This window comes from Paenibacillus sp., from assembly GCF_035645195.1.
GTDB lineage: Bacteria > Bacillota > Bacilli > Paenibacillales > YIM-B00363 > Paenibacillus_AE.
Genome location: NZ_DASQNA010000007.1, coordinates 20,208 through 34,936, shown reverse-complemented (window position 1 = coordinate 34,936; position 14,729 = coordinate 20,208). Strand labels below are relative to the sequence as shown.

Below are 14,729 nucleotides of genomic sequence, written 5' to 3'. Positions count from 1 at the left end.
CGATCGGGCGGGTTCTTTGGCATGAAGATGATTATTCCTTCGGCTTCATAACGTCGTGATCGACGTAGCGTTCGCCGTTCAGCTCGCTGATTAAATTAATGGCGACCTTCGCGCCGTCGCCCGCCGTAATGATGCCGTGCACGCTGACGCCGGCTGCCGTGCCTGCGGCCCATACGCCCGGGACGCTCGTGCGGCCTTGCGCGTCTACGTCGAAAATCGACTTCACGCGCGGCTCCGTGCCGTCTTTCACCGCGGCGCCCAGCTTCTGGCCGAGCTCGACGGAGAAGCCGGTCGCGAGGATGACGTGCTTCGCTTGATACGTCTGGCCGCCGGCCGTCGTAATCGAGAAGCCTTCCTCCGTCTTCGCGGCGTCCGTCGCCTCGTCTTGGACGTATTCCGCGCCGAACTTCTTCAGCTGCTCGATGCCGATGTCCACAAGGGAAGGTCCGTCGATTTCTTTGATGCCGTAGAAGTTTTCGAACCAAGCGCGCTTCGTTACGCCTTTGTCGCTGTCGATGACGAGCGTTTTCTTGCCCGCTTTCGCGGTGTAGATGGCTGCGCTAGCGCCGGCCGGTCCGGCTCCGATAATGGCGATGTCGTACATGATATCAATCTCCCTCCATGATGGTAATCGAATAAAACTGGGGATTCCTACTAACGACATCTCTTATTATGGCCCAATTTATTAACTTATTCAATATTGATGTTATTAAAATCGAGAGTTTCGCAGGAGAACGATCAACCTTCCGCACGTTCCTGCGACAGCCGATGCGCGAGCGCGGCCACGCCTTCGATGTCCGAGCCGCGCAGATGCGCGAGCAAACCTCCGACGACCGGCTCGTCCGCCTGCGGTTTGCGCAGCTCGTGTTCCAATACGATCAAATAACTGTCCCATTTCCGCCGCTCGTCATCGTCCAAGCCGGAGCGCTGCACCGCTCCGCGGGCTTCGCGAAACAATGCCTCGTAGCGGAACCGCTCCTCGGCGGCGCCGTAAGGCTGCCCTCCGGCTTCGCCGAACAGCGAGCGTTCGCTTAGCAACGGAGGGCGGCCTTGCGCCAGCATCCCTTCGACGGCGTCGTTCAGCCGGTCGGCGATAAACCGGGCGAGCGCGCGAAGGTCGAGCCCGCTGTCGTCCAACATCAGGATGCCGGTATAATGCGAAGTCATCGCCTGCAGAACGGCGGCCGCATCGAGCGCGTACGGTCCGACGCGGTCTCCGTAGACCGAGACGATATCCGCCTCCGCCCATCTCACCGACCGTTTCCGCAAATCATAAAGATAGGTCTTCATCTCCTCGTTAACGTGCACCAAGCCTTCGTCCATGAGCATGAAGATGAACGCTTTATGCTTGAGGCTGAATTCGAACTGGCGCTCCAGCTTGCGGACGAGTTTTTCCTTCGGCGTCAACTGTTCGCCGGCGTCTGCGTTCCCTATCTCCTCGATCATGCCGGACACCATATGCTTGATAGCGGAAACGAGAATATCTTCCTTCGACTTGAAGTGAAGGTACACCGAGCCTTTGGCGATGCCGACTTCTTCGACGATGTCTTGAATGGACGTCGAATGGAAGCCCTTCGCGGCGAACAGCCGCAATGCCGCCTCCAGAATGAGCTGCTTTTTGTCGTTCATCCTTCCCACTTCCCTGTTAGATGGATTCTTCGATTCCGTTCCTGCGCAGCTTCATCAGCAGTTCGTAGGCGATCGGCACGACGACGAGCGTCAGCAAGGTGGAGCTCGCCAACCCGCCGATCACCGCGACCCCGAGCCCTTTGGAAATGATGCCGGAGCCTTCATTGCCGAAGGCGAGCGGCAGGAGGGCTCCGATCGTCGCCAGCGCCGTCATTAAAATCGGCCGCAGCCTTGTCGCGCCGGCTTCGAGCAGCGCTTCCCGCGTCGACCATCCTTCCTTCTCTTTGTGAATAACCCGGTCGATCAGCACGATGGCGTTCGTGACGACGATGCCGATCAGCATCAGCGCGCCCATCATCGCCGAGACGCTGATCGTTTCGCCCGCGGCGAGCAGCGCCAGCAAGGCGCCGATGACCGCGAACGGCAGCGAGAGCAAAATCGCGAACGGCGCGAGTCCGCCGCCGAACGTGACGACGAGCACCAAGTAGACGATGGCGACGGCCGCCGCCATCGCGAGACCGAGCTGGGAGAACGTATCGTTCATTTGCTCCGTCACGCCTCCGAATTCGACGTCGACGCCGTTCGGAAGCTCGAGGCTTTCGGCGATCGCCTCCTCGAGCTCGGCGGACGTCCCCGCGACGTCTCTCGCCGCAATGTCGGCGGTAATCGATGCGTACAGCCTGCCGTCTTGACGCGTCACGGCGTTCGCGGATTCGCCTTCGACCGTGTCGGCGACGTCCCCGATCCGCACCGGGACGCCGAGCGGGGACGGAACGGTCGCGTTTTCGATGTCTTCGATCGAATCGTAGACGACCGGATCCGTCGCGACGACGACCTCGTACGTGTTTCCTTCGGCTTCGATGCTCGTCAGCACCGGCCGTTCCAGGGAAGGTCTGAGCGCCATCGCGATTTGGCCGGCCGTTACGCCGTACCGGCTCAGCCGCTCCGGATCGATCGCGAGCGTGTATTGTCCGTACGTTTCGCCGACGCTGCTGTCGACGTTCTCGAACCGGCCGTCCGCCTCCATCAACGTGCGGATGCTCTCGACGGCGGCGCGGATGTCTTCCAGCGATTCTCCGTACACGTTGAGGGACAGCCCCGCGCCGCCGATGCCGCCCGAGAAGTCCATCAAGCCCCATTCGCCTTCTCCGGGAACGGCTTTCGCCAGCTCTTCGGGCAGTCGGTCCTTCACTTCGGCGAACGCCGCCACGTCGTCCTCATATTGAACGTAGAACAAGGCCGATTCCGACGAGGCCGGGTTCAGCGGATTGGAGCCGCCGACGGAATATTGCAGGTTCTCCACCCGCTCGTCCTCGAGGAAGAACGATTCCGCCCGAAGCGACAGCTCCGCGACGTCTTCCAGCCGTTCGCCGGGCGCGGGCGTATACGTGACCATGGCGTATTTCTGCTCTTCCTCCGGCAGGAAGCTGACGCCGATGACGGGCACGAGGAACAAGCTGCCGACGAGGAGCGCGACCGAGACGAGCAGCGACACCGCTTTATGGTCCAACGTCCACCGGAGCGCCCGTTTGTAGGCGAGCGCCAGCCGTCCGGGTTTTTCCTCCGTCCCGTGCGCGCCGTCGGCGGCCGCGCGTCCGAGCCCTTTCTTGAACATGGCGTAGCCCATGGACGGAACGACCGTGATCGCGACGAGCAGCGAAGCCAGCAGCGCGAACACCATCGTGAGCGCGAACGGCAAGAACAGCTCGCCGACCATGCCGGTGACGGCCGCGAGCGGCACGAACACGGCGATCGTGACGATCGTCGACGAGAGGATCGGGATGAACATTTCGCGCGTCGCGTCCAGAATGAGCGCCTTGCCCCGCAGCGTCTCGGTCTTCGAAGACATTCGGCGGTAAATGTTCTCGATGACGACGATCGAGTCGTCGACGACGCGGCCGATGGCGACCGTCATGGCGCCGAGCGTCATCATGTTCATCGTGATCTCGAGCTGCTGCAGCAGCACAATGCCGATGAACAGCGACAGCGGGATCGACACGACGGCGATCAGGGTCGATTTGGCGTTGCGGAGAAACAGCAGGATGATGACGACCGCGAACAAGGCGCCGAACAGCGCTTTCTCCAGCATCGTGGCCACCGACTTCTCGATCGGCTCCCCTTGGTCGAGCAGCGTCACGATTTCGAGGTCGGGGTACTGTTCCTGCAGCGAGGCAGCCTCCGCCTTCACAAGATTGACGACGTCGACCGTGTTCGCTTCCTGCGCTTTTACGATTTGCAGGCCGATCGATTCGCTGCCGTTCGTGCGCGAGATCGATTCGGATTGTCCCCGCAATTCCACAGTGGCGATATCCGCAAGCCGCACGGTCGTCATGCCCGTCGGGCCGGCGGCCGGGATCGGCAGGCGGCGCAGGTCGTCCAACGTGCGGATGCCGCCGTCGACGACGATCGTCCGCTCCTCGTCGCCCAGCTCGAACAATCCGAGCGGAACCGTCACCGCTGACGCCTGTACGATGCCGCGCACCGTCTCCTCGGACAGGCCGAGCGACGCCAGCTTCTCTTGATCGAATTCGAGGACCGCCTCTTGAACGTACTGTCCCGCGATTTGGACGTCGGCGACGCCCTTGAGCCCTTCCAACGCAGGGACGAACGCGTTCTCGACGAGATCGGTCAGCTCCTCGAGCGATCCGCTCGGGTCCGCGACGCTGAGCGAGACGACGGGGAACGCGTTCAGGCTGATCCGCGAAATTTCGGGCTCCTGCGCCCCGCTCGGCAGCTCGAGTCCGTCCAGCGCTTCCCGCGCTTCGGCGAGCGCCCGCTCCATATCTTGTCCGTAGTCGTATTCGATGGTGATGGCCGATACGTTCTCCATCGAGGACGAGTTCACCGTCAGTACGCCCGGCAGATGCCGCAGCCGCTGCTCGGCGGGAGCAGTTACGCGCTCGACGATCTCCTCCGGAGCCGCGCCCGGGTACACGGCGGTAACTTGGAGATAAGGCACTTCCAAATTCGGAAGCGTCTCTTGCTTCATATTGAGGCCTGCGATCAAGCCGGCGGCCGACACGATGACGGTCATGATCAGCAAGGCGAAGCGATTGTTTAACGAAAATCGGATAATCCCGCGCATAGTTCCTGCCTCGTTTCTTTCGGAATAGTCGTTTCGGAAAGAATGATAACAGGTTATGACTCATTGGTCAAAGTATAAAACTTGCCGGTCATGACTTGGCGCGGAGCCGGTATTCGGTAGGGGATACGCCGTACTTTTTCCGAAATTGTTTGGAAAAATACAGCGGATCGGCGAACCCGACCGAGGAGGCGACCTGTTCGACCGTCCAGTGGCTGTCCAGCAGCGACTTGGCCTGCTCGAGCCGAATTTGCATGAGAAACTGCATCGGCGACATGCCGATCTGCTTTTTAAAAATTTTCGACAAATGCGTTCGGTGGTAGCCGAGCGATTTCGCGAGCTGCTCGATCGACACCGGCTGGGCATACTGCAGCGACAGCCAGCGCACCGCTTGATTGACCTGCCGTTCGGATACGGTCGCGTGCGTGTCCGCGCGGGGCAAAAATTCCTCGTTCGCGCGGCCGAGCTCGTGGAGGAGCAGCCGCAGGATGCCGCTGGATTCCAAATCGGCAAGCGGCGGCCACTCCGCGTTCCGCAGCGTGCGGAGCAAGCGGCGGTGCAGCGCGAGAGTTCGGCGGGCGGCGTCTCCGCCGCGCACGACGGGCCGATCCGGCGTAATGCCGAGCTGCTGCAGCGTCGCGGCCGCCAGATGTCCGCGGAACGCCGCCCAGACGTAATGCCACGGCTGTTCGGCGTCGGCTTCGTAGCTGAACAGCTCGCCCGGGAAAATGACGAACGTGTCGCCCGTGCTACATTTATAACGCTTCCCCGCCTGCTCGAAATAGCCGGAGCCGCTTCTTACGGTATGTAACAAAAAGTATTTATGCACGGCGGGGCCGATCTTGTGTCCGCCTACCGGACGACCGTCGCCGCTGAATAATACGGTGATTTCGCTCTTTCCCCGGCCGGGGTTGATGTAGCTTTCGTAACTGTAATGCTCCGGAATCATGGCTGCCGCCCCCTCCCATCTTTGAGACTATCCTATCCCAGCGTACTACAAAAATCCATATGTCCGCTCGTTTCCTCCATACTCTTTCTCCGCGATGTGTCCTAGTATGAAGGAAAGCAAGATCAAGCATATGGAGGCGGTAAGAGTTATGACGAAAATTACGTTCTTGGGAGCAGGGAGCACCGTATTCGCGAAAAACGTGCTGGGCGACGTCATGCTGACGCCGGCGCTGCAGGGCTTCGAGCTGGCGCTGTTCGACATCGACATGGGGCGCCTTAAGGACTCGGAAATGATGCTGAACAACTTGAAGCGCACGACCGGCAGCGCCTGCGTCGTGAAGGCGTACACGGACCGGAAGGAAGCGCTGCGCGGCGCGAAGTATGTCGTGAACGCGATCCAGGTCGGCGGATACGATCCTTGCACGATCACCGACTTCGAGGTGCCGAAGAAGTACGGCCTGCGCCAGACGATCGCGGACACCGTCGGCATCGGCGGCATTTTCCGGAACTTAAGGACGATCCCGGTCATGCTCGACTTCGCGAAAGACATTCAGGAGGTGTGCCCGGACGCGTGGTTCCTCAACTACACGAACCCGATGGCCGTGCTGACGAACGTCATGATCACTCACGGCGGCGTGAAAACGGTAGGCCTCTGCCACAGCGTGCAGGCGTGCATCCCGCACTTGTTCGACAATCTCGGCATGGACAAGGAAGGCGTGCAGGCGAAAATCGCGGGCATCAACCATATGGCGTGGCTGCTCGAAGTGACGCGGGACGGCGTAGATTTGTATCCGGAAATCAAGCGCCGCGCGATCGAGAAGCAGAAGGAAAAGCACAACGACATGGTGCGACTCGAAATGATGCTGAAGTTCGGCTACTACATCACGGAATCGTCGGAGCATAACGCGGAATATCATCCGTACTTCATCAAACGGAACTATCCGGAGCTGATCGAGAGGTTCAACATTCCGCTCGACGAATACCCGCGCCGCTGCGTCAATCAGATCGAGCGTTGGGCGAAAATGCGCGACGAGCTCGTCAACAACGCGGACTTGACGCACAAGCGCTCGCACGAGTACGCGTCGTATATATTCGAAGCGATGGAGACGAACGTGCCGTTCAAAATCGGCGGCAACGTCATGAACACGGGGCTGATCACGAACCTGCCCCGCGAAGCGTGCGTCGAGGTGCCGTGCCTCGTCGACCGGAGCGGCGTGACGCCGACGTACGTGGGCGATCTGCCGCCGCAGTGCGCCGCGCTTAACCGGACGAACATCAATACGCAGCTGCTCACGATCGAGGCGGCGATCACGCGGAAGAAGGAGCATATTTACCACGCCGCCATGCTCGATCCGCACACGGCCGCCGAGCTGTCGATGGACGACATCGTGGCGATGTGCGACGATTTGATCGAAGCGCACGGCGATTGGCTGCCGAATTATCATTAACCGCAGCTTGGAAACAGGGCCCCTGGGGCCCTGTTTTTGTTGGGCGGGCGATTCCTTCCTTTACAGAGCCGCAGCCAAAGAGTATATTCCTATATATGAGAATATGTTCATATATTAATAAGGATGGTGATCCGCATGCATGAACGGAACGAAGCCGTTCTTCTCGACGAGGAGACGGCGCACGAAACGGCACGCGCGTTCAAGGCGCTGGCCGATCCGACGCGGATCAAAATTTTGTATCTCCTCTCGCGGGGGGAGAGGGCCGTCGGGCAAATCGCCGAAGCGCTCGGCATGTCGCAGTCGGCCGTCTCGCATCAGCTGGCGGTGCTGCGCAATTTGCGGCTGGTGAAGCACCGGCGCGAAGGGCAAGCGTTATATTATTCCACGGACGACGATCATGTGATTCGGCTGCTGGAGCAAACGATCGCCCATACCATGCATCGATAGGAGGCTGCGGACATGACATCCGATACGAGGGAGCCTCGCCGGGACTCGGCCGATCATGACCATGAATCGTGCGCCGGCGATCACCGCGCCCATGACCATGAGGGCCATGACCGCGGCGGCCAAGGGCATCACCATGGGCATCACCACCATCATGGGCACCACCATCATGGGCACCACCACCATGGCCATCATCACCACCACGGCGGGGAAGGCAATCGCCGCGGACTCGCGATCGCGCTGTCGATCACGACCGGGATCATGCTGCTCGAGTTTTTCGGCGGGCTGGCGACGAACTCTCTGGCGCTGCTTTCCGACTCCGGCCATATGCTGAGCGACGCCGGCGCGCTCGGGCTCAGCCTGTTCGCGCTGTGGCTGTCCGCGAAGCCGTCGACGCCGAAGCGGACGTTCGGGTTCCACCGCTTCGAAATTTTGGCCGCCTTCTTCAACAGCGTCACCCTCTTCGTCATCGCCGTCTTTATTTTATGGGAGGCGTTCGAGCGTTGGCAGGAGCCGCCGGTCGTCGCCAGCGGGACGATGATGCTGATCGCGGGCATCGGGCTTGCGGCCAACCTCGCCAGCGCATGGGCGCTCCTGCGCCAAGGGGACGTCAAGGACAACGTCAACCTGCGCAGCGCGTACCTCCATGTATTGGGCGACGCGCTCGGGTCCGTCGGGGCCATCGCCGCGGGGCTGCTCATGTACGCCTTCGGCTGGTATTGGGCGGATCCCGTCATCAGCGCGCTCGTCGCGGTGCTCATTTTGCGGGGCGCTTGGGGCGTGCTGCAGCATACCGTGCACATCTTGATGGAGGGGACGCCGGCTTCCGTCAACATCGAATTGATCCGGCAGCGGCTTGCGAGCATCGAGGGCGTCGTGAACGTGCACGACCTCCACGTGTGGACGATCACGTCGGGGCTCGATTCGCTGAGCTGCCACTTGTTGATCGAGGACGATCGGGACAGCCAAGTCGTTCTCCAGCAGGCGCTTCGCCTGCTCGAAGAATCGTTCGGGATCGGCCACGCCACCGTCCAAGTCGAGAAATCGCGGCTTTCGCATGCGGAATTGAAAGTGTAATCAGGACTCGCAAATTTCCAACAGAATGAACGGTGGGTAACGGGGAATGGATAGGGAGAGAGGAACCGTACGGAGCCGTCTCGCGGGAGAAAGCGCCGGGGACGACAGGAAGCTGAAGGACCGAAGATTTACGCTTTGGGCGCTCGCTTGGCCGGTATTTATCGAGCTGCTGCTGCAGTTTTTGCTCGGGGCGGCGGACACGCTGATGGTGAGCTCGATCTCGGACGACGCCGTCGCCGTCGTCGGGTTTTCGAGCCAGCTGTTTCAGGCGTTGATGACGCTGTTTATTACCGTCTCAAGCGGCGCGGGCATCTTGATCGCCCAGCGGCTCGGCGCCGCCGAAGAAGGCGAAGCCCGCAGCATCGCCATCATGGCGTTCACCGTCTCGACCGCAATCGGGCTGGCGCTTAGTATCGTGCTGTACGCCTTCCCGCTGCAGCTCGCTTCCGCGCTGCAGCTGCCGCCGGAGCTCGCGCCGCTCGCGGAGCCGTATATCTCGATCGTCGGCGCCGGGATGGCGTTCAGCGCGGCCGCGATCGCGCTCGGCACCGTTATCCGCAGCACCGGCAATACGCGCGGTCCGATGTACGTCGCGATCGGCATGAACGTGCTGCACGTCGCGTTGAATTACGCGTTCATTTACGGCGCGTTCGGCTTCCCGGCTTGGGGATTGACCGGGGTGGCCGTGTCGACGACGCTGTCGAGGGCGCTCGCCGTCATCGTGTTGTTCGTCATGTTCGCGAACGCGTTCGAGCGGCGCATCCGCTGGCGCGAGCTCGGCACGTTCCGACGCCGGCTGTTCGGCGAGGTGTTGAAGATCGGCTGGCCGCTCGGCGCGAACGCGGCCGGCTGGTTCGTCTCGCAGCTGCTCATTTTTTCGTTCATCGCGATGATCGGCGCGAAGGAGCTGGCGGCGCGGACGTATCTCAACACAATGGAATCGTTTTGCTTCATGCTCGGCTATTCCGTCGCGCTCGCGCTGCAAATCCAGATCGCGCATCTATACGGCGCCGGGGCGATGCAGGAAGCCTATCGAAGCGCGTACCGCGCCCTCGCCGTCGGACTCGCGCTGGTGGCGGCGAACACGCTGCTGCTCGTGGCGGTCGGAGAACGGGCGCTCGGCCTGTTCACGGACGATCCCGAAATTATCGCCATGGGCGTCGGGCTGATCGGCCTCAACTTGCTGCTGCAGCCGGCGAAAATGACGAACATGGCGCTCGGCAACGCCCTGAACGCCGTCGGCGATACGCGCTTCATTATGTATACGTCTCTGTTGTCGCTCACCCTCGTCGCGACCGTCGGATCGTACTGGTTCGGCGTCCGGCTCGGCTGGGGCTTGACCGCGATCTACTTGTGCATGATCGCCGACGAGCTTGTGCGGGGCGTGTGGTCGCTGTTCCGTTGGAGAGGGCGCAAGCGGCTCCGGATGGCCGAGCGCGCATCCGCGCCTGCGGCCGGAACGGCTGCGATCGAAGGCTAAGAGCCAGCGTGCGCCGAATGACCGGGAGGGACGCGGCCAGGTCCGAGCGCCAGCGCCGCGGCCGCCAAGGTGAGGAACAGCGACAGCCGCTTTATCAGCTCCTCTTGGAAGCGTTCCGAACGAGCCGCGGCGTGGCTTGACGAGCTGAGGGCCAATGCGGAGGTAGAGGAATACTTGTAAAAAGCGCGAAAAGACCCGCGGGGAATCCCCCCGCGGGTCTTCGTCGCAACCGCTTGTCCATTAATAGGCGAAGACGTGGCCGCCGATCGTTTTGCTGACCGGCCGGTTTCTCACCCATTGGTTGTCGGTTTTCTTCGGATTGTAAAACACCGTGGCTCCGTTGGTCGGGTCGCTGCCGTCGAGCGCGGCTTGGACCGCTTTGAGCGTCTCCTCGCTCGGCGTCGCCTTGTAGAGGCGGCCGTCCGATACAGGCGAATATTGGTAGTATTTCACGCCGTCGACCTCGACGACGTGGAAGATCACGTCTTGAATCGAATTCGGCCAGTTCGGATCGTCGACGCGGTTCAGCACGGACGCCGCGACGGCGACTTTGCCCTCGTACGGCTCTCCTCCGGCCTCCGCCTCCGTCAGCTGCGCGAGCCAATACCGATCCTCGTCTTGCGCGGCGCGCGCCGCGGCCGCGGCGCTTCCTCCGCCGGACGCGAGGGAAATCGTCGCCGTGGCAGCATCGTACGAGACGCTCATGCCGAGCGTTTGAGCGGCGTGGCGGAGCGGTACGTACGTGCCTTCCGGGCGATGAAAGACGCCCCGCTCTCCGGATTTCAGCCGCAGCGCGGCATCGCCCTTCGTCATGACGACGGCTTGATCCGCGGCGCTCCATTGGACGGAAGCGCCCGTCTTGCGAAGAAACACGGCGGGAACGAACACGCTGCCGCCTACGTTGACCGCCGCGGTCGATACGCGAACGCCGTCTATGGAGACGGCCTGCAGCGGCTGCGCCGATGCGGCGGGTGCCGCTCCGGTCCACAGCGACGCCGCGAGCGCGAGCGATGCGACGGTATGTAACCGTATGCCTCGAATGGTCATTACCCCCTAACTTTCGTTACCCTTGGCATTATAAAGACATCCGCCCGGTTTGGGTATGGTAATTTCGCCCTATGGGGACACTACCTGCAACATTCGTAAAGATGCGGGGGACCTTATGGACAAATATATTCTGTATCATGACTTGAAGGACGCGCTGCAGCACGAGGCTTGCCCGGTTTGCGCGCTGGTCGAGCAGCGGGTAGATCGGAGCATCAAAGTGATGCTTCGGGAAGGAGCGGCCGACGGCCAGCTCATCGGCGCATATGTGAAGGCGAGAGGCTTCTGCAACGCGCACGCGTACCGGGTGAAGGAGGCGGGCGAGCCGTCGGCGCAGGCGGTGTTTTACCGCGCGCTGCTGGAGACGCACAAACAGCATTTGGAGCGGTATGTGCAGGCGCGCAAGCGGCACGTCGAGCCGCAGGGCGGCATGCCGCTGCACCGGTTCCGCCATCTGCTGCGCGCGACGGTCGCCGGCGGGGAAGCGCCGTCGGATACGCACGCGTATCTCAGCAGCTTCGGCTCCGAAGAGCGGTGCCCGGTGTGCGCGACGGCGGAGGCGAGCGAGCGGCGGTACGTCGAAGCGGTCGTCGACTATTTCGAGGGCGACGAGGAATTCCGCGAGCGGTACCGCAACCGAGGCGTCCTCTGCTCGCCGCACGTGCGCCGGCTCGTGGCGGAGCACGCGGATCGCCCCTCGGTGGCGGAGCTGCTCGACATCCAGCTGAGCCGTCTGGACGAGCACATCGAGCAGCTGCGGGACATCGAGCGGAAGGCGGCCGTCCGCTGCTCGGAAGAAGAAGGCAGCGCCTATCGGGGCGGGTGGATTCGGGCCGTGAGGCTTGACGTAGGCGCCCCGGGGACGGATACGCGTTATAAGCAAAGCGCCGCCGCGCTCAAGGGCTGGACCGTGAAGCCGTGAGAAGCTGCGGCGATTTCTGAAGCCGGGAGGGCTTACTTCCCGGTTTTTTTGTGATATATTTCATAGATATCTAACAAAAGTTCGGGAAGAGAGGACGCCACATGAAGAAGCAGTTTGTCGTGATCGGGTTGGGACGGTTCGGGGGGACGGTGTCGAAGGAATTGACGCGCCTCGGGTACGAGGTTATGGGCCTCGACAGGAACATGCGTAAGGTGCAGGAATATGCGTCTATTCTCCCTTACGTGTACCAAGCGGATACGACGGACGAGAATGTTCTCAAGGAGCTCGGCGTGCAAAATATGGACCATGCGATCGTGTCCATCGGCGACGACCTGCAGGCCAGCATTTTGACCACACTAATACTGAAAGATCTGGGCGTACCGACCGTGACGGCGAAGGCGACGAGCGAATATCACCGCAGGGTGCTGGAGCGGATCGGCGCGGACCATATCGTGCAGCCGGAGCGGGACACAGGGGTGAGGGTCGCCCACCAGCTGACGAACAAAAATTTGGTCGATTATTTGGAATTGTCGCCCGAGTTCAGTCTCGTGGAGGTGCTCGCGCCGAAAGAGATGCATGGCCAGACGCTCAAGCAGCTTAACATCCGCGCCCGGTACGGCTGCAACATCGTCGCTATCCGCCGCGAGGACAACCGCGTCATCGTGTCGCCGCTCGCAGAAGAGAAAATATTGCTCGGGGACATTCTCGTCATCATCGGCTCCAATCAAGACATCAATCGTTTCGAAAAGCGTTTCGAGGATTAGAGGTGCAGCGTGCTTCGTCAGATTGCGAATCATAAAAAAATCGATATCAGCCCGCCGCAGTGGATGATTATCGGTTTCGCCCTCATCATCCTGATCGGCACGGCGCTGCTCGCTACGCCCCTGGCGTCGGCGAACGGCCGCAGCATCGGCTTTCTGAACGCGATCTTCACGGCGACGTCCGCCGTCTGCGTGACGGGGCTGACGGTCGTCGACACGGCGTCGACGTTCTCGATGTTCGGCGAAATCGTGCTGCTCGTGCTCATTCAGCTCGGCGGTCTCGGCTTCATGACGTTCGGGGTTATCGTGGCGATTTTGCTCGGCAAACGGCTCGGCTTGCGCGAACGGATGCTCATCCAAGAGTCGACGAAGTCGGCTCATGTACAGGGGCTCGTGCGGCTGTCGCTGAACATTTTCCTGATCGCGGTGCTGTTCGAAGCGGTCGGCAGCCTCGTGCTGACGCTCCGGCTTATGCCCGATTACGGCCTTGGGCTGGCGGCTTACTACGGCGTATTCCATTCGATTTCCGCTTTCAACAACGCAGGGTTCATCCTGTGGCCGGATAACATGATCCGCTTCGCCGGGGACCCGGTCATGAAGCTGACGATCACGGTGCTGTTTTTGTCCGGCGGCCTCGGGTTTACCGTGTTGGTCGACTTGTACCGGAAACGGAGATGGCGAACGCTGTCCCTGAATTCCAAAATTTCGCTGATGGCATCCGGCGGTCTTGTCGCCGCGGGGTTCCTGATCGTCTTCGGACTCGAGCTGCTCAACCCGGTGGCGTATCAATCGATGACGTGGTGGGAGCGCTCGTGGGTAGCTTTCTTCCAAGCGGTCACGCCGCGTTCGTCCGGCTTCAATTCGATCGATTTGTCGCTCCTGATGACGGCGACGCAGTTTTTCTTGATTTTCCTCATGTTCATCGGGGCCAGCTCCGGTTCGACGGGCGGGGGCATCAAAGTGACGACGTTCATCGTCCTCATCGTGGCGATGTACAGCAGCATTCGAGGCCGGGAGCAGGTGCACATTTTCGAGCGGCGCATCCCGTACGACATCGTGCTCCGGGCCTTGTCGGTCATCATCATCTCGCTCGGCGCCGTCATGTTCGTCGCCTTCCTGCTTACGATTACCGAGCCGGAGAAGGACTTCATCGCGCTGCTGTTCGAGGCGACGTCCGCGTTCTGCACGGTCGGTCTGTCGCTCAATACGACGATGGATCTGAGCCCTGCGGGCAAGGCGATCATTACGGCGACGATGTTCCTCGGGAGGCTCGGTCCGCTGACGCTCGCGTTCGCGCTCGCCCAACGCCGGAAGGAGACGAAAATCGGCTACGCGGAAGAAAAAATATTGATCGGATGAAAAAAACAAGGCTGCTCGCGCTTCCTCCGAAGCGTCGGGCAGCCTTTGCTTTGGTCGTTTACTTCGTCGTTTTTTCCCGTCCGCGCAGACCCGCCAGACCGAACAAGCCCGCGAGACCGAGCCAGCCCCAATCCATGCCGTCGTCGTTGTTCGCCGCGTTCGCCCGAGTCGCGTTGTTCGCGCGGAAGCCGTCCATGCCGTTCGCCCCCATGCCGCTGCGCGCCGTGCCGTTCGCGCCGTAGCCGTAGCCGTTCGTTCGCTGCATCGACGACGCGCTCACGCCGCGATATCCCGTGCCGCCCGGCGTCGCGTTCAGGCCGGCGTCGCTCCGCGTGCCCATGCCCGTCGCCGCCGTGCCGTTCGCGCCTTCCGCCATGGCGGGCACCGCCATGCCGCAGGCGAGCACCGCCGTCGCCAATAAAGCCCCGACCGTCTTTTTCATGCTGTTCCCCCCTTCCTTCGTCGGACATCGTTGCCTTATTGTTGTTTGCTTTCGGGGGGAATTCTACTCGGGCGTCGTCGCTGACGGTTTTTA

Annotated in this window: 13 protein-coding genes; 7 read left to right on the top strand and 6 right to left on the bottom strand. The window is 61.5% G+C overall.

The genetic code is table 11. The annotated features are described in order from the left end of the window. Window positions 1–31: 31 nt before the first annotated feature. The 4 genes from VE009_RS01305 to VE009_RS01290 form a co-directional block, all read right to left on the bottom strand. Window positions 32–604: an FAD-dependent oxidoreductase gene (locus VE009_RS01305; protein ID WP_325005579.1), complete on the bottom strand. Its 573-nt coding sequence runs from the start codon at window positions 602–604 to the stop codon at window positions 32–34. Window positions 605–738: 134 nt separating this feature from the next. Beyond that, window positions 739–1,629, bottom strand: a complete 891-nt coding sequence (locus tag VE009_RS01300; protein ID WP_325005578.1) for a TetR/AcrR family transcriptional regulator — start codon at window positions 1,627–1,629, stop codon at window positions 739–741. Window positions 1,630–1,645: 16 nt separating this feature from the next. Beyond that, on the bottom strand, window positions 1,646–4,714 hold the full coding sequence (locus VE009_RS01295; RefSeq protein ID WP_325005577.1) for an efflux RND transporter permease subunit: 3,069 nt from the start codon (window positions 4,712–4,714) through the stop codon (window positions 1,646–1,648). Between the two features lie 88 nt (window positions 4,715–4,802). Continuing rightward, a complete protein-coding gene (locus VE009_RS01290) occupies window positions 4,803–5,660 on the bottom strand; it encodes an AraC family transcriptional regulator (protein WP_325005576.1) in 858 nt (285 codons plus the stop codon). A 148-nt stretch (window positions 5,661–5,808) separates the two neighbouring features. On the opposite strand from VE009_RS01290, the gene VE009_RS01285 reads away from it, so the two are divergent. The 4 genes from VE009_RS01285 to VE009_RS01270 all read left to right on the top strand — a co-directional run bounded on the left by VE009_RS01285 (window position 5,809) and on the right by VE009_RS01270 (window position 10,108). Continuing rightward, complete coding sequence (locus VE009_RS01285) at window positions 5,809–7,107, top strand: alpha-glucosidase/alpha-galactosidase (RefSeq protein ID WP_325005575.1); 1,299 nt, start codon at window positions 5,809–5,811, stop codon at window positions 7,105–7,107. 135 nt (window positions 7,108–7,242) lie between these two features. Then, on the top strand, window positions 7,243–7,554 hold the full coding sequence (locus VE009_RS01280) for a metalloregulator ArsR/SmtB family transcription factor (RefSeq protein WP_325005574.1): 312 nt from the start codon (window positions 7,243–7,245) through the stop codon (window positions 7,552–7,554). Between the two features lie 12 nt (window positions 7,555–7,566). Beyond that, on the top strand, window positions 7,567–8,628 hold the full coding sequence (locus VE009_RS01275; protein ID WP_325005573.1) for a cation diffusion facilitator family transporter: 1,062 nt from the start codon (window positions 7,567–7,569) through the stop codon (window positions 8,626–8,628). A gap of 46 nt (window positions 8,629–8,674) precedes the next feature. Then, entirely contained in the window at window positions 8,675–10,108 is a 1,434-nt protein-coding gene (locus VE009_RS01270; protein ID WP_325005572.1) for an MATE family efflux transporter, read from the top strand. Between the two features lie 240 nt (window positions 10,109–10,348). On the opposite strand, the gene VE009_RS01265 is transcribed toward VE009_RS01270, so the two are convergent. After that, window positions 10,349–11,155 (bottom strand): cell wall hydrolase, encoded by an 807-nt coding sequence (locus VE009_RS01265; RefSeq protein ID WP_325005571.1) that lies wholly within the window; start codon window positions 11,153–11,155, stop codon window positions 10,349–10,351. Between the two features lie 115 nt (window positions 11,156–11,270). Here VE009_RS01265 and VE009_RS01260 point away from each other — a divergent pair, with 115 nt between their 5' ends. The 3 genes from VE009_RS01260 to VE009_RS01250 all read left to right on the top strand — a co-directional run bounded on the left by VE009_RS01260 (window position 11,271) and on the right by VE009_RS01250 (window position 14,194). Further along, window positions 11,271–12,074: a DUF6062 family protein gene (locus VE009_RS01260; RefSeq protein ID WP_325005570.1), complete on the top strand. Its 804-nt coding sequence runs from the start codon at window positions 11,271–11,273 to the stop codon at window positions 12,072–12,074. A gap of 101 nt (window positions 12,075–12,175) precedes the next feature. Then, window positions 12,176–12,838, top strand: coding sequence for a TrkA family potassium uptake protein (locus tag VE009_RS01255; protein ID WP_325005569.1), 663 nt, complete (start codon window positions 12,176–12,178; stop codon window positions 12,836–12,838). Between the two features lie 9 nt (window positions 12,839–12,847). Beyond that, window positions 12,848–14,194: a TrkH family potassium uptake protein gene (locus VE009_RS01250; RefSeq protein ID WP_325005568.1), complete on the top strand. Its 1,347-nt coding sequence runs from the start codon at window positions 12,848–12,850 to the stop codon at window positions 14,192–14,194. A 58-nt stretch (window positions 14,195–14,252) separates the two neighbouring features. Here the strand turns inward: VE009_RS01250 and VE009_RS01245 are convergent, their stop codons facing one another. Next, window positions 14,253–14,636: a WGxxGxxG family protein gene (locus tag VE009_RS01245; RefSeq protein ID WP_325005567.1), complete on the bottom strand. Its 384-nt coding sequence runs from the start codon at window positions 14,634–14,636 to the stop codon at window positions 14,253–14,255. Window positions 14,637–14,729 lie beyond the last annotated feature (93 nt).